At 63.6% G+C, this 19,363-nt stretch carries 16 protein-coding genes; 7 read left to right on the top strand and 9 right to left on the bottom strand.

Annotation, left to right across the window (positions count from 1 at the left end; translation table 11 throughout):
* Positions 1-23 precede the first annotated feature (23 nt).
* On the top strand, positions 24-2,489 hold the full coding sequence (locus ACFOJ9_RS15915; RefSeq protein WP_378979742.1) for a ComEC/Rec2 family competence protein: 2,466 nt from the start codon (positions 24-26) through the stop codon (positions 2,487-2,489).
* Here ACFOJ9_RS15915 and lexA read toward each other — a convergent pair.
* The 4 genes from lexA to ACFOJ9_RS15895 form a co-directional block, all read right to left on the bottom strand.
* Positions 2,483-3,220 (bottom strand): transcriptional repressor LexA, encoded by a 738-nt coding sequence (gene lexA, locus ACFOJ9_RS15910; protein WP_378979740.1) that lies wholly within the window; start codon positions 3,218-3,220, stop codon positions 2,483-2,485. The two genes, ACFOJ9_RS15915 and lexA, sit on opposite strands and share 7 nt — an antisense overlap.
* 447 nt (positions 3,221-3,667) lie before the next feature.
* Positions 3,668-4,915: a kynureninase gene (kynU, locus tag ACFOJ9_RS15905; protein WP_378979738.1), complete on the bottom strand. Its 1,248-nt coding sequence runs from the start codon at positions 4,913-4,915 to the stop codon at positions 3,668-3,670.
* Between the two features lie 66 nt (positions 4,916-4,981).
* Positions 4,982-5,818, bottom strand: a complete 837-nt coding sequence (gene kynA / locus ACFOJ9_RS15900; RefSeq protein ID WP_378979736.1) for a tryptophan 2,3-dioxygenase — start codon at positions 5,816-5,818, stop codon at positions 4,982-4,984.
* Complete coding sequence (locus ACFOJ9_RS15895) at positions 5,815-7,440, bottom strand: AMP-binding protein (RefSeq protein ID WP_378979734.1); 1,626 nt, start codon at positions 7,438-7,440, stop codon at positions 5,815-5,817. The genes kynA and ACFOJ9_RS15895 overlap by 4 nt, the downstream gene beginning before the upstream one ends.
* 308 nt (positions 7,441-7,748) lie before the next feature.
* On the opposite strand from ACFOJ9_RS15895, the gene ACFOJ9_RS15890 reads away from it, so the two are divergent.
* Positions 7,749-8,579, top strand: coding sequence for an alpha/beta hydrolase (locus ACFOJ9_RS15890; RefSeq protein WP_378979732.1), 831 nt, complete (start codon positions 7,749-7,751; stop codon positions 8,577-8,579).
* A gap of 49 nt (positions 8,580-8,628) precedes the next feature.
* On the opposite strand, the gene ACFOJ9_RS15885 is transcribed toward ACFOJ9_RS15890, so the two are convergent.
* Genes ACFOJ9_RS15885 through ACFOJ9_RS15865 form a run of 5 tightly spaced genes read right to left on the bottom strand, consistent with a single transcriptional unit; the run spans position 8,629 to position 14,049 of the window.
* On the bottom strand, positions 8,629-9,834 hold the full coding sequence (locus ACFOJ9_RS15885) for a molybdopterin molybdotransferase MoeA (protein ID WP_378979730.1): 1,206 nt from the start codon (positions 9,832-9,834) through the stop codon (positions 8,629-8,631).
* Positions 9,834-10,331 carry a cyclic pyranopterin monophosphate synthase MoaC gene (gene moaC, locus ACFOJ9_RS15880; protein ID WP_378979728.1) on the bottom strand — a complete coding sequence of 166 codons (498 nt, stop codon included), beginning with the start codon at positions 10,329-10,331 and terminating at the stop codon, positions 9,834-9,836. The genes ACFOJ9_RS15885 and moaC overlap by 1 nt, the downstream gene beginning before the upstream one ends.
* Positions 10,332-10,333: 2 nt before the next feature.
* Complete coding sequence (gene trpC, locus ACFOJ9_RS15875; protein WP_378979726.1) at positions 10,334-11,146, bottom strand: indole-3-glycerol phosphate synthase TrpC; 813 nt, start codon at positions 11,144-11,146, stop codon at positions 10,334-10,336.
* Positions 11,147-11,149: 3 nt separating this feature from the next.
* Complete coding sequence (gene trpD / locus ACFOJ9_RS15870; protein WP_352627770.1) at positions 11,150-12,160, bottom strand: anthranilate phosphoribosyltransferase; 1,011 nt, start codon at positions 12,158-12,160, stop codon at positions 11,150-11,152.
* Positions 12,157-14,049 carry a SurA N-terminal domain-containing protein gene (locus tag ACFOJ9_RS15865; RefSeq protein WP_378979723.1) on the bottom strand — a complete coding sequence of 631 codons (1,893 nt, stop codon included), beginning with the start codon at positions 14,047-14,049 and terminating at the stop codon, positions 12,157-12,159. Before ACFOJ9_RS15865 ends, trpD begins: the two co-directional genes overlap by 4 nt.
* Before the next feature lie 145 nt (positions 14,050-14,194).
* On the opposite strand from ACFOJ9_RS15865, the gene tpiA reads away from it, so the two are divergent.
* From tpiA to ACFOJ9_RS15840, 5 genes are all read left to right on the top strand, one after another.
* The gene (tpiA, locus tag ACFOJ9_RS15860) at positions 14,195-14,962 is read left to right on the top strand and encodes a triose-phosphate isomerase (protein ID WP_378979721.1); all 768 of its coding nucleotides are present in this window, start codon (positions 14,195-14,197) and stop codon (positions 14,960-14,962) included.
* Between the two features lie 184 nt (positions 14,963-15,146).
* Positions 15,147-15,617, top strand: a complete 471-nt coding sequence (secG, locus tag ACFOJ9_RS15855; RefSeq protein ID WP_378979719.1) for a preprotein translocase subunit SecG — start codon at positions 15,147-15,149, stop codon at positions 15,615-15,617.
* Between the two features lie 211 nt (positions 15,618-15,828).
* Entirely contained in the window at positions 15,829-16,953 is a 1,125-nt protein-coding gene (locus ACFOJ9_RS15850; protein WP_378979717.1) for a L,D-transpeptidase, read from the top strand.
* A 208-nt stretch (positions 16,954-17,161) separates the two neighbouring features.
* Complete coding sequence (locus tag ACFOJ9_RS15845) at positions 17,162-18,799, top strand: CTP synthase (RefSeq protein ID WP_013531733.1); 1,638 nt, start codon at positions 17,162-17,164, stop codon at positions 18,797-18,799.
* An 18-nt stretch (positions 18,800-18,817) separates the two neighbouring features.
* Entirely contained in the window at positions 18,818-19,363 is a 546-nt protein-coding gene (locus ACFOJ9_RS15840) for a DUF1697 domain-containing protein (protein WP_378979716.1), read from the top strand.

The following is a 19,363-nucleotide window of genomic DNA, read 5'->3' as shown; positions in this document are numbered from 1 at the left end:
CGAGGGCGCAAGGGGCAGACCCGATGGCTGAACGAGGCCGGGGTTCGGATCGGGGCGAGGACGCTGTCATTGGCGTCAGCGAGCGCTCCCTGTTTGCGACGCCGCTGCCGGCTTCATTGCTGCCGCCATCGCCCCTCGTGCCGGATTCGGGCAAGGCGCCGTTACACGCGGATGTCTCGGCCCCTGTTCCAGTTGCCGAAACCGGCAGGATCGCGCGCCTGCACCGGCAGATCGGCCTGGTATCGCTGCCTCGCCTGCGCCGCAGCGTGGCGGCGGCGGCGAGCCTGGAACTCGACCGCGGCGTGGCCTTCCTGCTGGTTCCTGTCTGCCTGGCGAGCGGAGCGATCGGCTATTTTTCGCTGACGGCAGAGCCCGACTTTGCGAAACCGGTCGCGTTCGTCGCCCTCGCGGCGCTCTGTGCGCTGGTCTCGCGTTCCTGGCCGAAAACCCATCTGTGCTTCATGGCCGCGCTTTTGTGCGCGCTCGGGCTGCTCGCCGCAAAGGTCGAGACGTGGCGCGCGGGCACGCAGATGCTGGGCTCGGAAATCTCGACGCAAGTCACCGGCCGCGTCGTCTCGCTCGACCGGATGGAGAGCGGTCGTATCCGGCTGACCATCGACGTGACGTCGACCGCTCGGCCGAAATTGCGCTATGCGCCGAAGCGGGTGCGGCTTTCGGCACGCAAGATCCCGGACGGCATGACCGCCGGCTCCCTCATCACCGGCTACGTCAAGCTGTTGCCGCCGACCGGGCCGGTGCGGCCGGACAGCTACGACTTCTCCTTCGACAGCTATTTCGCCGGCATCGGCGGCAGCGGGTTCTTTCTCGGCAATCCAAAACTTGCCGTCACCGATGACGACGACATGCCGCTGTCGGCCCACCTTTCCTCAAGGATAGAAAAAGCCCGTGAAGGCATTGCCGACCACATCAGGGGCAGCGTCGGCGGCGCCGAAGGCGAGATCGCCGCGGCGCTGATCGTCGGCGTGCGCGCCGGCATTCCCGATGAAATCAATGAAACGATGCGGCGTACCGGCATCTACCACATCATCTCCATTTCCGGACTGCACATGGCGCTGGTCGCCGGCACCATCATGGGGTTGCTGCGCGGTGCCTTCGCCTTGTTTCCGGACTTTTCCGCGCGTCGTCCGGTCAAGAAATATGCCGCCGCAGTGGCATTGTTCTCGATCGCCGCCTATCTCATCATCTCCGGCGTCGTCGTTGCCGCCGAGCGCAGCTTCATCATGCTGGCGGTGATGCTGATTGCCGTGCTGTTCGATCGGGCAGCACTCACCATGCGCAATCTGGCGATTTCGGCGATCGCCGTCATTATGGTGTCGCCGCACGAGGTGGTCGGCCCGAGTTTCCAGATGTCGTTCGCCGCGACCGCAGCACTTGTCGGTGCCTATGCCGGCTGGTCGGATCATCGCGCGGGGAAAACGAGACCGCCGCCGCCAAAGCGATCCTTGCCAAGTTTCCTGACACGAAAGTTCATGCTGGCGGCGGGCGGCCTTGCCGTGACCTCCATCATCGCCGGCAGCGCCACAGCGCTGTTTGCCATCTGGCATTTTCAGCGTGTGTCGCCGCTCAGCCTGTTCGCCAATCTGGCAGTCATGCCGATCGTGACAGTGGTCATGTTTCTAGGCGTTGCCAGCGCGCTGCTGATGCCGTTCGGATTGGACTGGCCAGCCCTCTACCTGATGGGCAAGGGCCTGACGGTGATGATCGCCATATCGGGTTGGATATCCGAGCGTTCGCCTGTCGATGGGGTTGGGCTGATTTCGCAGCAGTCTGTCCTGCTGGTGACCATTGCCCTGGTCATCGCGACGATGGCGACGACATGGCTGCGGCTCGCAGCCCTTCCCTTCGCGCTTGCCGGCCTGCTGACCGTCTCGGATACGCGCGCGCCGGATGTGCTGATCTCGGAGGACGCACGGCTGGTTGCGTTGCCGATTGGTGGCGGCGAACTCGCGGTCAGCCGGGCAAGGCCGAACGAATTCACCGTCGACAACTGGAAACGTGCGCTGACATCCGAAACCGTTGTCGTGCCGGAGGTGTTTGACAAGGGCGACGGACAATTCGAGATCGCGGATGCCACAGAACTGCCGCCGGGATCGCCGTTCTATTGCACTTCAGGCGTTTGTCTGGCCAAGCATCCGTCCGGTGCCATCATTGCTTATGTCGAAGACCGCAAGGACACTTGGAAAGCCTGCGGCTTCGCCGAGTTGATCGTTATCAATGACGCCACCGCCTATGACGCCTGTCACAACCCGCTGGTTCTCGTCATCACCAAGCGGCAACTGGCTCGCAAAGGCAGTGCGGCCGTCTTCTTCGATCGCCAATCGGCAACCACACCGGCGACGGCCAGCTTCGCGGTGGATAGGCCATATCGACCCTGGCACGCGCAGCGCAAATTCTCACGCGAGGCGAGGGGACTGCCGCCCTTCAAGAGGCCCGAGAAGCCAGTGGTCAGCCCGCAACTGCCTCAGTAGCGGCGGATCAGGCCGACGAGCTTGCCCTGCACCTTAACCCTGTCCGGTCCGAAAATACGCGTTTCATAGGCCGGGTTGGCGGCTTCAAGGGCAATCGAGGCACCCTTGCGGCGGAACCGCTTCAGCGTCGCTTCCTCTTCATCCACCAGCGCCACGATGATTTCGCCGGGGCTCGCCGTATCGGCGTTGCGGATGATGACGGTGTCGCCGTCGAAGATGCCGGCGTCGATCATCGAGTCGCCCTTGACCTCCAGGGCATAGTGCTCGCCGCCCATGATCATGTCCGGCGGCACCGAGATCGAATGTGTCTGATGCTGGATGGCATCGATCGGCACACCGGCGGCGATGCGGCCCATCACGGGGATCGACACGGCGGAGACCACGTCGTCGTCATTGCCGGCCGAAGGCATCCGCGAAGACGCCGGCTTGATCTGCCGGCCAAGGCCGCCTTGACCAAGACTGCCCTGGATGACGCTGGGAGAGAACTTTCTTGCCGCGTTGAGGCCGGGCGCAATCGAGTCCGGCAGCCGCAACACTTCCAGCGCGCGTGCCCGATTGGGCAGCCGGCGAATGAAGCCGCGTTCCTCCAGCGCCGTGATCAGCCGATGAATCCCGGATTTGGAGGCAAGGTCGAGCGCCTCCTTCATCTCGTCGAAGGATGGCGGAATGCCGCTTTCCTTCAGGCGTTCATGGATGAACATCAGCAGTTCGTGTTGCTTGCGCGTCAGCATAGCGGCCCCCAGGGTACCTGAAACCAGAATCAGAAAACAAACCCAGAACAAACACTATCTGTTCCAGTTGTGTTCTGCAACTGTTTAAAGTTTAATGAATTTATTAAGGGGGTCGAAATTATTCGGCGGTTGCCAGCGGGCCGCCATCACGATTGCGCGCCGCCATAATGCGCTTGCCGGCATTGAAATTATTATGGTTAATGGGCTGTGGCCCATCCTCGGCCCTAGGGTTGGCATCAGCCGCCGGTGGACCCGCGACCGGGGGCATTTTCAGCTTTCCGGGCGTTCGTTTACCGTGAACGAAACGAAGCCAAAATGCCAACCTTGGTTAGCTATTGCAGCCAGCGCGGCACCCGGCGGGGAACGCATTTGTGAGCTGGAAATTCGTCCCTCGGACATCCGACCAGGAGGTGAGGCCGGCGACAACGGATCGTCGAGACGGCTGCGTCAGGTAACGGCCTCCTTGACGGCGAAACGCTGATCCTGCCATGCACCCGTGCGCAGAATGTCTTCCAGCGCCTCAACCGCCAGCCACACATCCCTGTAGCCGACATAGAGCGGCGTAAAGCCGAAACGGATGGTCGACGGCGCGCGGAAGTCACCGATCACCCCGCGCTCGATCAGCGCCCGCATGATTTGATAGCCATGATCGTGAAGGAACGACACCTGGCTGCCGCGTTTGGTCGCGTCGCGAGTGCTTTCCAGCGTGAGACCATAGGCGCCGCACTTTGCTTCGACGAGTTGGATGAACAGTTCGGTCAGCGCGACGCTCTTTTTTCGCAAGGCCGCCATGTCGACGTCGTTCCAGATGGCAAGCGCACCTTTGAGCGCCCGCATCGACAGGACCGGCTGCGTGCCGCACAGAAAGCGGCGGATGCCGGTGCCGGCCACATACCCCCGTTCGAAGGCAAAGGGCCGCGCATGGCCCCACCAGCCGCTGAGTGGCTGGCTGATCTCGCCGTGGTGACGCTGCGCGGCATAGATGAAGGCAGGCGCACCCGGACCGCCGTTAAGATACTTGTAGGTGCAGCCGATGGCGAAATCGGCATCTGCTTGGTCGAGTTCGACCGGCAGAGCGCCGGCGGTGTGGCAGAGATCCCAGACGATCAGCGCTCCGGCCGCATGAGCCTTGCGCGTCAGCGCCGCCATGTCGCGCAGTTCACCCGATTTGTAGTTGACGTGGTTGACCAGCACCACCGCGACGCTTTCGTCGATCAGCTCTTCGATGGTTGGCGCGTCGACGCCCGCGAGGCGCAGCAGGACGCCGTCTCGGGTCGAGGCCACGCCTTCGGCGATGTACAGGTCAGTGGGAAAACTGTCACCCTCGGCGACGATGGCCAACCGGCCTGGCCGCATCTCCAGCGCAGCATGCAACACCTTGTAGATGTTGGTCGACGTCGTATCGCAGACGACGGTCTGGCCGGCCGCGGCTCCAATCAGGCGTCCGAGTTGATCGCCGAGTTCGATCGGCATCTCGAACCATCCGGCCGTATTCCAGGCCCGGATGAGATCCTGGGCCCATTCCTGGGTCGCCGCCTGCTGCAGCTCGCCGAAAACGGCATGCGACGCTGCCCCAAGTGAATTGCCGTCGAGATAGATCACCCCGTCCGGCAGAATGAAACGATCGCGCATGGCCCGCAGCGGATCCGTCGCATCCATCGCTTCGATTGCAGCGAGATCAGGAATTCCACTCATGGTCAGTCCTCGGTTGTTCGCGAAGGGTTTCCCGCCACAGCGCGTCCCTGTTTTCATTTGACGCTGTCAGAGCCGGGTGCGGACGGTCCACAGCTCCGGGAACAGCACGACCTCGAGCATCTTCTTCAGATACGAAGCACCCGACGTGCCGCCGGTGCCGCGTTTCAGGCCGATGATGCGCTCGACCGTGGTGACGTGGTTGAAGCGCCAGCGGCGGAAATAGTCCTCGAAGTCGACCAGCTTCTCAGCCAGTTCGTAGAACATCCAGTAGCGCTGCGGATCGCGGTAGATGGTCTGCCAGGCGACCAGGACCTCTTCATTCTCGGTTCGCGTCTCCCGCCAGTCCGTGCGCCTGGCATCGGCGCCGATGTCGAACCCATTGCGCGCCAAAAGCAGCAGTGCTTCGTCGTAGAGCGATGGCTCGGCCAGGATCGCCTCCAGCTTTCCGCTGAGCTCCGGCCGGTGCTTGTGCGGCCCAAGCATGGCCAGGTTGCGATTGCCGGCCATGAATTCGATGGCGCGATACTGCCAGGACTGGAACCCCGAGGATTGGCCGAGCGCGTCGCGGAACTCGGTGTATTCGCTGGGCGTCATCGTCCGCAGCACATCCCAGGCATTGTTCAGCTGCTCGAAGATGCGGGCGACGCGCGACAGCATCTTGAAGCTCGGCTCGAGACGGTCGGCGCGGATGGAGCGGATCGCGGCACCAATCTCGTGCAAAGCGAGCTTCATCCAGAGTTCGGAGGTCTGATGCTGGATGATGAACAACATCTCGTCATGCGCCGACGACAGCGGCGTCTGCGCCTCCAGCACTTTCTCCAGGTGCAGATAGTCGCTGTAGGACATGCGCTCGTTGAACGACATCTGTGCGCCTTCGGACGCCGGATCGTATGGTTCGCTCAATTGATTTTCTCCGTGCGCAGCCGGAAGCGCTGGATCTTGCCGGTCTGGGTCTTGGGCAAAGCAGCAATGAATTTCACCGATCGCGGGTATTTGTAAGGGGCGATCGTTGCCTTGACGTGGTCCTGCAGGCGCTTGGTGGTCAACGCGTCGGGCGCCACGCCCTGCATCAGCACGACATGCGCCTCGACGATCTGGCCGCGCTCGGCATCGTCCGCGCCGATCACCGCGCATTCGGCGACATCCGGATGCGACAGCAGTGCCGCCTCCACCTCGGGGCCGGCGATGTTGTAGCCGGCGCTGACGATCATGTCGTCGGAGCGAGCGGCGAAATGGAAGAAGCCGTCTTCGTCCTGCGTGAAGGTGTCGCCGGTGAGGTTCCAGCCGTCGCGAACGTAGTCCTTCTGCCTGTCATCGGCCATGTAGCGGCAGCCGGTCGGTCCGCGCACCGCCAGCCTGCCGGTCGCGCCGCGCGGCACTTCGCGCATCTCGTCATCGACAATGCGCGCCTCGTAGCCGCCCACCGGCTTGCCGGTCGACGCAGGCTTCATATCGCCAAAGCGGTTGGAGATGAAGATGTGCAGCATTTCGGTGGCGCCGATGCCGTCGAGGATCGGCTTGCCGGTCTTTTGCGTCCATTCTTCGAAAACCGGAGCGGGCAAGGTCTCGCCGGCCGAAACGGCGACGCGCAGCGATGACAGGTCCGCACCTTCATCCATGGCCTTCAGCATGGCGCGGTAGGCGGTCGGCGCGGTGAAGGAGATGGTTGCTTTGTAGGTCTCGATGATGTGGATCATGTTGGGCGGCGTCGCCTGTTCCAGCAGCGTCGCCGCCGCACCGAAGCGCAGCGGGAAGATGGCGAGCCCACCGAGGCCAAAGGTGAAGGCCAGCGGCGGCGAGCCGACGAAGATATCGTCCGGTGTCACCTGGAGGATTTCGCGGGCATACGCATCGGCGATGATCAGGAGGTCGCGGTGGAAATGCATCGTCGCCTTCGGCACGCCTGTCGTGCCCGAGGTGAAGCCGAGCAGGGCGACGTCGTCGCGGCCGGTGTTGACGGCGCTGAACGCCACCGGCTTGTCGAGCGCGACACGATCGAGTTCGGCATCATGGTTGGCCGTGCCGTCGAAGCCGATGACCTGTTTGAGGAACGCGCTGTCCTTGGCGCAGGCGGTCATCTCGTCCATCAATCGGGTGTCGCAGAGCGCGACGGTGATTTCCGCCTTGTCGACGATCTTGGCGAGCTCGCCGGCGCGCAGCATCGGCATGGTGTTGACGACCACGGCGCCGACCTTGGTGGCTGCCAGCCAGCAGGCGACCATTGCGGGGTTGTTGGCCGAGCGGATCAACACCCGGTTGCCCGGCTTCACGCCGTAGTTCTCGACCAGCGCGTGGGCCAGCCTGTTCGTCCAATCGGACAGTTCCTTGTAGGTGCGGCGGCGGCCATTGCCGATCAGTGCGGTGTGGTCGCCCAGGCCTTTTTCGACCAGCCGGTCGGTCAGTTCGACACCGGCGTTGAGGCGTTCGGGATAGTCAAAGCCGTCGAGCAGGAAATCCGGCCATTGCTCCGGCGGCGGCAGGTGATCGCGCGTGAACGTGTCGATATGCGCTGAAGGCCCAAGCATGTCGCCGCTATCCCTGTCTGCTGGATGGCCAGTGCGCGAGGCGCCTGACCAGTGATCTGAAGGTCCTGCTTTTTGAGGAGGCTTCGTGCCGCCAGTCGCGCCTTGCTCGACGCCACCCGAACGGGGTGACCATTTGCAGGCTTCGGGCAGCACAGCAGACCTCCCATCGTCGGCTGTTCGTCGGGGCAGGATCGCACCAGTCGAAATTTGTTTCAAGCCTAAAATGTTTTCGCTGTGGAGCATTGACGCATGGCATGGCAGTGGCCATTGCTAGCGATGAAAACGATGCCGTTTGGGGGAGGGTGCCGATGCTTGAGCGTCATGTTGCCGATTGGGATGGCGCCTATGCCAATGGCGCGAACATAGCCGGCAGCGACCGATGGCCGGCCGCGTGGGTGGAGCCTGCGCAAGCGTTTCGTGATACACTTTCGGCGGAGGGCCGGGCACGGCTCGACATCACCTATGGCGATGGGCGACGCAATCGGCTCGATCTCTTCCTCCCCAGCGCCACGCCCAAAGGGTTGGTGGTGTTCATCCATGGCGGCTACTGGAAGGCGTTCGACAAGAGTTTCTGGTCGCATCTCGCCAATGGTGCGGTCAGCAGCGGCTTTGCCGTGGCGATGCCCTCCTACACGCTGTGCCCGGACATACGCATCGCCGGCATCGTCCAGGAGATCGGCGTGGCGATCGGCAAGGCGGCGGCAATGGTCGACGGGCCGCTGATGCTGGCCGGACATTCGGCCGGCGGCCATCTTGCCAGCCGGATGGTGACGACAACCACGCCTCTGGCGGACGATGTGGCGCGGCGCGTACGCCATGTCGTTTCGATTTCGGGTGTCCACGATCTGCGTCCGATCATGCGCACCGAGATGAACGCGACTCTGGCCATCGACGAGGCCGAGGCGTTGGCGGAAAGCCCGGCACTGTTGCGCCCCATGGACGGTGCCCGTATCACTTGCTGGGCCGGTGGTGGCGAGCGCGCCGAGTTCCTGCGTCAGAACGCCTTGCTTGCCAACATCTGGACCGGCCTGGGTGCCGCAACCAGCACCGTGGTCGAGCCCGACCGGCATCATTTCAGCATTGTCGACGGCCTTGCCGATCCGGCGCATCCGCTGACCCGGACCTTGATCTCGGAATAGCGCCGATATCATTTTCCATTTTGTTATTAATGGTTTGTCTTGCGCTGCTTCAGCGCAGCATCAGCACGCTGCAAGCCTCGCCCGCAGCCGCTGCGGGGGCAAACGGCGCCCGCACGATCAGCCCGTTGGCGTCGGCCAGCATTCTCAGCATCGACGAATCCTGGATGCCGAACGGGGTTGCCACCAGCGCTCCGTCATCTTCCCGGACCACCGCTCGCACATAGTCCTGGCGCAGATCATTGGCCGGCATGGCGGCACCCAACCGCGCCGGACGTATGTCCTGGCGATGATTGCGGCCGCCGAGCCGCGCCAGCAGCGGCTTCAGGAACAGCTGCGAGCAGACCAGGCTTGCCACCGGATTGCCGGGCAGGCCGATGCACCTGATGTCGCCGAGGCGGCCGAACATCAGCGGCTTGCCGGGGCGCATGGCGATCTTCCAGAAGCCGAGTGTCATGCCTTCGCCGGTCAGCACGTCGTGGATCAGGTCGTGATCGCCGACCGAGGCACCACCAAGCGTGACGATGACATCCGCACCGACCGCGACCGCTTTTTGCACCAGTTCGGCGATGGCCTCCTTGCGATCGGCGGCAATGCCGAGATCGAGCGCGCGGGCGCCGACCGATTGTGCTGTCGCGGCGACGCCATAGGAATTGGATGAGATGATCTGGTCCGGCCCGAGATCGCTGCCTGGCGGCAACAATTCGTCGCCGGTGGCGATGATGGCGACCAGCGGCCGTTTCACCACGCTGACCCGGGGATGGTTGGCTGATGCCACCAGCGACAGCGCCGCCGGATCGAGCATGCGGCCTTTTCCCAGCAGCACGTCGCCTGTTGAAAAATCGAGGCCGATGCGACGGATGTTGCGCCACTGCGCTGTCGGTTCGGTCACTTCGATGTCGCCACCGCCGAGGTCGCGGACATTCTCCTGGATGACGATGGTGTCGGCGCCTTCGGGCAGCGGCGCGCCCGTGAAGATGCGCACGGCCTGTGCCTTGCCGACCGTGCCGTCAAAGCCACGCCCGGCCGGCGCCATGCCGATCACCGAAAGTCGCGACGGTGCGGACGCGACATCGGCGGCGCGGGTCGCGTAGCCATCCATGGCGGAAGCATTGAAAGGCGGTTGGGTGCGGAGTGCGACGACTGGTTCCGCCAGCACGCGGTCCACGGCCTCGAAGAGCGGAACACTTTCGCCGGCCAACGGCGCAGCGCCTTCCAGCAGGCGGTCGAGCGCCTCGGCGACCGGGACCAGCGCCATCAGGCGCTCGCCTTGTAGTCGCCGGCCTTATAGTCGCTTGACTTGCCGCCGGTCTTTTCGACCAGCCGGATGCCGGAGATGACCATGGCGCGATCCACCGCCTTGGCCATGTCGTAGATGGTCAGGCAGGCGACCGAGGCTGCCGTCAGCGCTTCCATCTCGACGCCCGTCTTGCCGGTGACCCGCGCCAATGCGGTGACCTTCAGGCCCGGCAAAGCGTGGTCCGGCTCGATGTCGACGGAAACCTTGGTCAGCAGCAGCGGATGGCAGAGCGGGATCAGTTCATGCGTCTTCTTCGCCGCCATGATACCGGCGATGCGCGCGGTGCCGAGCACATCGCCCTTCTTGGCGTCGCCGGCAAGGATCATTTTCAGCGTCTCGGGCTGCATTGCGACGAAGCCCTCGGCGATCGCCGTGCGCGTCGTCTCCGCCTTGTCGCCGACATCGACCATGTTGGCCTCGCCCTGCGCGCCGAGATGGGTGAGGCGGGCCGTCATCGTCAGATCGCCTCGGCTGGCGCCTTGCCCGTCAGAAGCAGGCGGGTCGCCGTGGTGACGTCCTCTTGCCGCATCAGGCTCTCGCCGACAAGGAAGGTGCCGATGTCGCTCTTTTGCAGCCTGAGGCAATCGTCATGCGAGAAGATGCCGCTCTCGCTGACCAGCAAGCGGTCGGCCGGCACCATCGTCGCCAGCCGCTTGGAGGTGTCGAGGCTGGTCTCGAACGTTCTCAGATTGCGGTTGTTGATGCCGATCAGCCGCGACGACAGTTTCAGTGCGCGCTGCGTCTCGGCTTCGTCATGCACTTCGACCAGCGCATCCATGCCGAGTTCGAACGCCGTCGATTCGAGGTCGCTGGCCAGGGCGTCGTCGACACTGGCCATGATGATCAGGATGGCATCCGCACCCCAGGCGCGGGCTTCGTAGACCTGATACGGATCGAACAGAAAATCCTTGCGCAGCGCGGGCAGGGCGACGGCGGCTCGCGCCTTGGTGAGAAACTCCGGCGCGCCCTGGAAGGACGGCGCGTCGGTCAGCACCGAAAGACAGGCAGCGCCACCCTTGGCATAGGCCTGCGCCAGCGCCGGTGGATCGAAATCGGCACGGATCAGGCCCTTGGAGGGGCTCGCCTTCTTGATCTCGGCGATAAGCGCGAAGGCGCCGGATTTGCGCTTTGCCTCGAGTGCGGCAAGAAAGCCGCGCGGTGTGTCGGCATCTTTTGCCCGCGCCTTGATTTCGGCGAGTGGCACACGTGCCTTTGCCGCCGCGATCTCGTCGCGCTTGTAGGCCTCGATCTTGCGAAGAATGTCAGACACGTTCTATCCGTTCGAAATCTCGACCAGCCGATCAAGCACCTGCAGGGCCCTGCCGCTGTCGATGGCTTGCGCCGCCGTCACGATGCCGTCGCCAAGCGTCGTCGCCTTGCCCGCCACCACCAGTCCGGCGCCGGCATTCATCAGCACGGTGTCGCGATAGGCGCCGGCAGCCCCACCCAGCATATCGCGCAAGGCCTTGGCGTTGTAGTCCGCGTCGCCGCCGCGCAATTCATCCTTGCTGTGGCGCGCCAGCCCAACCGCTTCAGGGGTCAGCGTGAAGCTGCGGATCTCGCCGCCGATCAGTTCGGCGACCTGGGTCTCGCCTGTGGTGGTGATCTCGTCATAGCCGTCGCCATGGGCAACCCAGGCATGTTCGGCGCCCAGCGCCTTCAGCGTCTCGGCCACCGGCAGGATCCATTCCGGCAGGAACACACCAACCATCTGCCGCTTGACGCCGGCCGGATTGGAGAGGGGGCCGAGCAGGTTGAAGATGGTGCGGGTGCCGAGCTCGACGCGGGTCGGGCCGACATGCTTCATCGCCGGATGATGCGCGGGCGCGAACATGAAGCCAACGCCGGCCTCATGGATGCAACGGCCGATGAACTCGGGCGAAATGTCGATCTTGACGCCGAGCGCAACCAGCACGTCGGCGGCTCCGGTCAGCGACGACAGACCGCGATTGCCGTGCTTGGCGACCGGCACACCGCTGCCGGCAATGACGAAGGCCGATGCCGTCGAAATGTTGACGCTGTGGGAATTGTCGCCGCCGGTGCCGACGATATCGATGGCGCCGTCCGGCGCGTCGACGCGCAGCATCTTGGCGCGCATGGTGGCGACGGCGCCGGAAATCTCGCTCACCGTCTCGCCGCGTACGCGCAGCGCCATCAGGAAGCCGCCGATCTGGCCGGGCGTTGCGTCACCCGACATGATGATGTCGAAAGCCTCGCGCGCTTCCTCAAAGGAAAGCGCGCTTCCGGTCGCGACCTTAGCGATATGGGTTTTCAGCGCGCTCATCTTGTCGAGGCTTGGGCAACGGCGGCCTGGTCGATGCGAACGTCGTACTGCGTCTGCAACTGCGCCACCAACTGGTCGAGCAGATCATCAGACATGCCGGAGGTGAAGGATTTCTGCGCATCGTCCGGCACCGAGCTGGCATCGGCCCCGGCGGGCTCGAACACTTCGGCGACCTTGTACAGGATCTGCCCGTCGCCCGTGGGCGAGGGGATCAAGCCTGTGCCGCCCTCGCCGACGCCGAACATCGCTGCGGCACCCTCCTTGCCGAAATCGACATCGTCGGCCTCGCGCTTGACGCCGCGCTTGGTCTGCTTCTCCAGCTTGAGTTCACCGGCAATGACGTCGAGCGTGGCGCCGGCCTTGAGCCGCTTTTCGAGCTCGTCAGCCTTGGCGGCGAGCCGCTTGGTTGTTTCCGCCGCCATCCAGTCGGCGACGACTTTCTGGCGAACCTCGTCCAACGTCCGGTCGCGAGCCGGCGTGACGGAAGCCACCTCATAGAAGACGAAGCCGTTGTCCGCCGTGGTCAAGGCGTCATTCTCCGTACCGGGCTCGGCATCGAAGACAGCCTTGATCAGCTCCGGCGATTGCGGCAGGTCCTTGACGATACTTGCGTCGGGCCGCAGACCGCTGCGGTCAATGGCGTCGATGGTGACGACCTTCAGCTTCAGCTTGGTGGCGGCGTCGGCCAGCGAACCGCCCGCGGCGCGGGTGTCTTCGTAATTGTCACGCACGTCCAGAAGGATGCGGCTTGCCTCGCCCAGCGCCAGGTCCTTGCGGATCTGGTCGGACACTTCTGCCAGCGGCTTCACCACCTCGGGCTTGATCTCGGTGACGCGCAGCAGCACCGGGCCGAAGGCGCCCTGCACGACCTGGCTGATTTCATTGGCATTGAGCGCGAAGGCCGCGTCGGCGACCGCCTTGTCGGCAACCTTGTCCTTGGACAGCGTGCCGAGCAGCGTATCGGCCGGGGTCTTGCCTTCCGCCGTGACGAGCTTGTCGAAAGTCGCGCCGGCCTTGAGCGAATCGAGCGCGGCCTTGGCCGCATCCGGCGTCTTGAACACAAGCTGCTCGATGGTGCGCAGTTCCGGCGTGGTGTAGCGCGCCTTGTTCTTGTTGTAGTCGTCGCTGACTTGGCTGTCGGTGACGGCGGTCGTATCCATGATGTCGACCGGTTCAAGGCGGACATAGGAGAATTTGCGGTATTCGGGCGCCGCGTATGTCTTCTTGTCGGCTTCGAAATAGGCCGAAAGCACGCTATCGGACGGCGCCTGGATCGGCTCGACCAGTGCCTTGGGCAGCGTCAAATAGTCGATGGTGCGGTCTTCGCCGCGATAGAGCGCAACCGCCTTGAAGAAAGTGTCCGGAGCTTTAAGTCCGTCCGATACCGCCTCGACGATCTGCTGGCGCACCGCCACCTGGGCACGGTTCTTCAGATAGTCCTCGGGCCGCATGCCAATCTGCTGCAGCATGTATTCGAATGTTCTGCGGTCGAACTGGCCGCCTGGGCCCTTGAATGCCGGGTCTTCGCGCGTCAATTCGGCCAGCCGGTCCTTGGAAAGCCCGAGGCCCAGCTTGCGTGCCTGTTCGTCGAGAACGGCACCCGAGACGAGCTGGGCCAGCACCTGGTTATCGACGCCGAGCGCCTTTGCCTGTTCGTGGCTGAGACGTTGGCCGAACTGCTGCGACATGACGGCGAGCTGGCGATCATAGGCGAGACGGTATTCGTTGATCGACACTTTGGTGCCGCCTGCGGTTATGACCGAATCATGGCCGGCGAGACCGCCCATGAGCCGTCCGGAAACGCCCCAGACCAAAAAGCTGAGCACCAGCAACACCAACAGCCCCTTCGCGACCCAGGTGCCTGCCGCGCTTCTCAATATACCAAGCATTTTTACTTCCGATTTATGCGCATTTTCGCATGCGCCGAGTCTGAAACAAGCGCAATAGCGCCCTTCCGGTCCACTGTCGATTGCTTTGTGGCCTGATTTTGGTAGTGAGGGCCAGAGCCCCGATATCGCCCGGAGAAGCAAACCCATGACACCAGGAATTCGCCCGCTCGTTGCCGGCAACTGGAAAATGAACGGCACCAGTGCCTCGCTCAACGAACTCAGGATGATCGGCAACGGTTTCATGAGTGGACTCGATGCGGAGACCGAAGCGCTGGTTTGCGTTCCCGCAACCCTGCTTGCCCACGCCGCGGAGATCCTGTCGCGCACGCCGGTGCATGCCGGCGGTGAGGATTGCCACACCAAGGAGAGCGGCGCCTACACCGGTTGCATCTCGGCGGAAATGCTCAAGGATGCCGGCGCCAGCCATGTCATCGTCGGCCATTCGGAATGCCGCGAGCAACGCGGCGAGGATGACGCGACGGTCCAGGCCAAGGCATCCGCCGCCTGGCGTGCCGGGCTTGTGGCCATCATTTGCATTGGCGAGACGCAGCAGCAGCGTGAAGCGGGCGCGACGCTCGACGTGCTGTCGCGGCAGGTCGACGGCTCGGTGCCGCCAAGCGCGACCCCGTCCAACACCATCATTGCTTATGAGCCGGTATGGGCGATCGGCACCGGCCTGACGCCGACCGCCGCCGATGTGGCCGAAGCACACGCACATATCCGCGAAAAGCTGTCGGAAAAGCTCGGCAGCGTCGCGGCGAAGGTGCGCATTCTCTATGGCGGCTCGGTCAAACCCTCCAACGCGGTCGAACTGCTCGGCGTCAGGAATGTCGACGGCGCGCTGGTCGGCGGCGCCAGCCTGAAAGCGGCCGATTTCCTCGCCATCGCCGAGGCTTATCGCAATATCGGTTGAAGACATTCGCCACGCCGGACAGGGCTTCCGGTGCCGGAAATCGTTGCAAAGGGCGGGTTGCTTCCCATATTCCGGCCACGGGCTGTCGGCCACGGGCTTGGAAATGCCGTCAAAGCATTGTATTGAGCCGCCTCCAATTCACCGGTCGTGTTCGCGGCCGGGCAAGGCCTTGCCAGGATAAACTATGGAAACCGTACTGATCGTCATCCATCTCATGGTCGTGCTCGCCCTTGTCGGCGTGGTGCTGCTGCAGCGCTCCGAAGGCGGTGGCCTCGGCATCGGTGGCGGATCCGGCTTCATGACCGCGCGCGGCGCGGCCAATGCGCTGACGCGTGCGACGGCAATCCTGGCGGCTGCCTTCTTCGCCACGTCACTGACACTGTCGATCGTTGCCCGCTACGGCGAGAAGCCGATCGACATCCTCGACCGCGTACCGGCGACATCGGATGGTGCCGGCAAGGGCGTGCTCAACCAATTGCCCGGCACGACTGCCCCGGCGCCCGCGGGCAGCACCACGCCGACGCCGCCGTCCGGCAATGACGCTGCGGCTCCGGCGACTGCCCCGGCCACGGCGCCGGCCAGTGGTTCGACGGCGCCGGCAACCAATGGCGCCGCTCCTGCCGCGCCGACGACCCCACAGGTCCCGAACCAGTAGTCTTCGGCGCCTGAGGCCGCGATCTGTGGTCGTTTGAACACAGTCGCGGCAAATGCAGCAAGATCACGAAGATTCGACTGGGTGAGGCGGGGCCTCGCGCTTGAGGCAGCCGCGCTTATTCGACTATAGATTGCGCGCGGCATTTCCGGCGCCCTTGGGGGGCGCTGGGCGACGCCGTGGGCAACAAGCATAGAACGATCGGATCTTCGCCATGCAGCTTCGCAGCTTCATTTTCCTGGGACTTTGCGCCGCACTCGGCATGAGTTCCCCAGCCTTCGCCGGCGTGCCGGCAAATATGGCCGCACCTTCAGTTGAGAAAACCGGCGCTATCAATGTCGCCGTCAAGAGTGATGCGTCGCAATTGAAGCTTCTCAAGAAGAAGAAAAACCCGACTCCGGACGACCTCGCCCAGATCAAGAAGATCGAGGCCAAGATCGTTGCCGACAAGGAAGCCGCCAAAGCCAAGGCGCTCGAAGCCAGGAAACTGGCGATGCGCGAGGCGGCCAAGGCCAAGGCCGACGCCGAACGGCAGGCGTTCCTGGCCAAGAAGGGCAAGAGCGCGCCGGCAACCGAGGTGGCCGACGCCAAGCCAGCCAAGAAGCTGGTTGCCAAGATCATCGAGCCAATCGAACCGATCGCGCCGATCCAGTCGGCCGAGCCGCTTCCAGCAGAGGCGATGAACGTCGCCTTGACCGGCAACAATGGCGAGCTGCGCAGCGAGGTCATCGGCCAGAAACAGCCGAGCAGCGGCGGTCTGTTCGCCGGTCTCTTCGGCGGGACCTCTTCCTCTTCGTCGATTTCATATCTCCCCGAGACACGGGCTCTCGACCAGGCTCTCGCCAAGAGGGAAGCCAAGAAGCAGTTCAAGGTGAAGCCGGAATTCGTGCCGCAGGACGTGGAATTCAGCGGTTACGCTGCCGGCACCATCGTTATCGACACCAGCGCGCGCCGCCTCTACCTCGTCGAATCGTCCTCCACCGCGCGCCGCTACGCCATCGCGGTCGGCCGCGACGGTCTGCAGTTCAAGGGCACGGTTGCGGTCGGCGACAAGCAGGAATGGCCGCGCTGGATCCCGACGCTGGACATGCAGAAGCGCGAGCCGAAGCATTACGGCCAGTACAAGGACGGCATGCCCGGCGGTGGCCAGAATCCGCTCGGCGCGCGCGCCATCTATCTCTATGACGGCAAGAAGGACACGCATCTGCGCATCCACGGCACCATCGCGCCGCAGTCGATCGGAACCAGCGCCTCGAATGGCTGCTTCCGTATGATCAACGAGCACGTCATGGACCTCTACAGCCGCGTCAGGGTGGGCACCAAGGTCGTCATCATCTGACGTTTCCATCATTCTGCCGAAAGGGCCGGCTCAGCCGGCCCTTTTGTTTTGCCTTGGGCCGAACCGATCCCGATCGAACGGCAGGGACTGTTCGACCTTATTCGAAAACCGGATCCCACCTCTCGGGATCATGGTCCAAGCGCCTTCTTGGGAAAAAAGCTTCGCGGCGGTTTTTTCTCTGGCGGAATCAATCCGGCCGCGTTAAGCGATGACTCCCATGGCGCGATATGTATTCATCACAGGCGGCGTGGTTTCCTCACTTGGAAAAGGCATAGCCGCAGCGGCCCTTGGGGCTCTCCTGCAGGCGCGAGGCTATCGCGCACGCATCAAAAAACTCGATCCTTACCTCAATGTCGATCCGGGCACGATGTCGCCGTACCAGCACGGCGAGGTTTTCGTCACCGATGATGGTGCCGAGACCGACCTCGATCTTGGCCACTACGAGCGCTTCACAGGCCGCTCCGCCAATCAGCAGGACAACATCACCACCGGCCGGATCTACAAGAACATCATCGAGCGCGAGCGGCGCGGCGATTATCTCGGCGCCACCGTGCAAGTCATTCCGCACGTCACCGACGAGATCAAGAATTTCGTCCTCAACGGCAATGACGACTATGATTTCGTGCTGTGCGAGATCGGCGGCACGGTCGGCGACATCGAGGCGATGCCGTTCCTGGAGGCTATACGCCAGCTCGGCAACGACCTGCCGCGCAACAACGCCGTCTACGTCCATCTGACGCTGATGCCCTACATCCCGACGGCGGGCGAGCTGAAGACCAAGCCGACCCAGCATTCGGTCAAAGAACTGCGTGGCATCGGTATCGCGCCAGACATCCTGCTGGTCCGCGCCGACCGCGCCATTCCCAAGGAAGAGCGCAGAAAACTGTCGCTGTTCTGCAACGTCCGTGAAAGTGCCGTGATCCAGGCGCTCGACGTGCCGCATATCTACGATGTGCCGATGGCCTACCACAAGGAAGGGCTCGATTCGGAAGTGCTGGCCGCCTTCGGCATCGATCCGGCGCCGAAGCCGCGCATGGAGCCCTGGCAGGCGGTGTCCAACCGCATCCACAATCCGGAAGGCGAGGTGACCATCGCCGTTGTCGGCAAATACACCGGCCTCAAGGACGCCTACAAATCGCTGATCGAGGCGCTCTCGCATGGCGGCCTGGCCAACCACGTCAAGGTCAAGCTCGACTGGATCGAATCGGAGATCTTCGAAAAGGAGGATCCGACGCCCTGGCTGGAAAAGGTGCATGGCATCCTGGTCCCAGGCGGCTTTGGCGAGCGCGGCTCGGAAGGCAAGATCCTGGCGGCGAAGTTCGCGCGTGAGCGCAAGGTGCCGTATTTCGGCATCTGCTTCGGCATGCAGATGGCCTGCATCGAGGCGGCGCGGTCGCTGGCCGGCGTCGAGCATGCGTCTTCGACCGAGTTTGGTCCGACCGAGGAACCGGTCGTCGGCCTGATGACCGAATGGCTGAAAGGCAACATGCTGGAGAAGCGTCGGGAAACCGGCGATCTCGGCGGCACGATGCGGCTCGGCGCCTATCAGGCCGAGCTCGCCAAGGGCTCCAAGATCGCCGAGATTTATGGCGACACACAGATTTCCGAGCGTCATCGCCACCGCTACGAGGTCAATGTCGACTACAAGGAACGGCTCGAGGATTGCGGCCTGGTGTTTGCCGGCATGTCGCCCGATGGCGTGCTGCCGGAAACGGTCGAATACCCAGACCATCCGTGGTTCATCGGCGTGCAGTATCACCCGGAACTGAAAAGCCGGCCGCTCGACCCGCATCCGCTGTTCGCCAGTTTCATCGAGGCGGCGGTGGAGCAGAGCCGGCTGGTGTAGCGACCAGGTTGGGCGGCAATGCAGACCTATGTCGCACTGCTTTACAGCATCATCCTGGGTGAGGGGCGACGGGTCGTCATGGCCGACCTCAAGGCCATGGCCGAAGACCTCGGGCTGAACAACCCGCGCACGCTGGTGGCGACAGGCAACCTGGTCTTCGAGGCGCCGGCAACTGATATCGCCGATCTGGAACAGCGGTTGGAAGCAGCCTTCGAAAAAACCTTCGGCCGCCATGTCGACATCATCGTGCGCGGTGCCGAGGACTGGCTGAAGCTTGCCGCCGGCAATCCGTTTCCAGATGAATCGAATGCGACCGCTGATCAGGTGGCGGTGCGCGTGATGCGCCGGCCGGTGCCGGACGAAGCCGTCACGGCGCTCGGCTCCTATGTCGGCAAGGACGAAAAGATGCACGCCGTCGATGGCGATATCTGGATTGTCTTCTCGCGCGCCGCACCCAGTTCACGACTTCTGACCGCAGCGAGCCACAAGCGTCTGGGGATCGGCACCTCGCGCAACTGGAACACGGTGCGCAGACTGGCGGAGATGGTGGACAGTAGGCAGTAG

The organism is Mesorhizobium cantuariense, assembly GCF_042647205.1.
Taxonomy (GTDB): Bacteria; Pseudomonadota; Alphaproteobacteria; order Rhizobiales; family Rhizobiaceae; genus Mesorhizobium; species Mesorhizobium cantuariense.
Note: the sequence above shows the minus strand (reverse complement) of the source record. Positions and strands in the feature narration are given on the sequence as shown.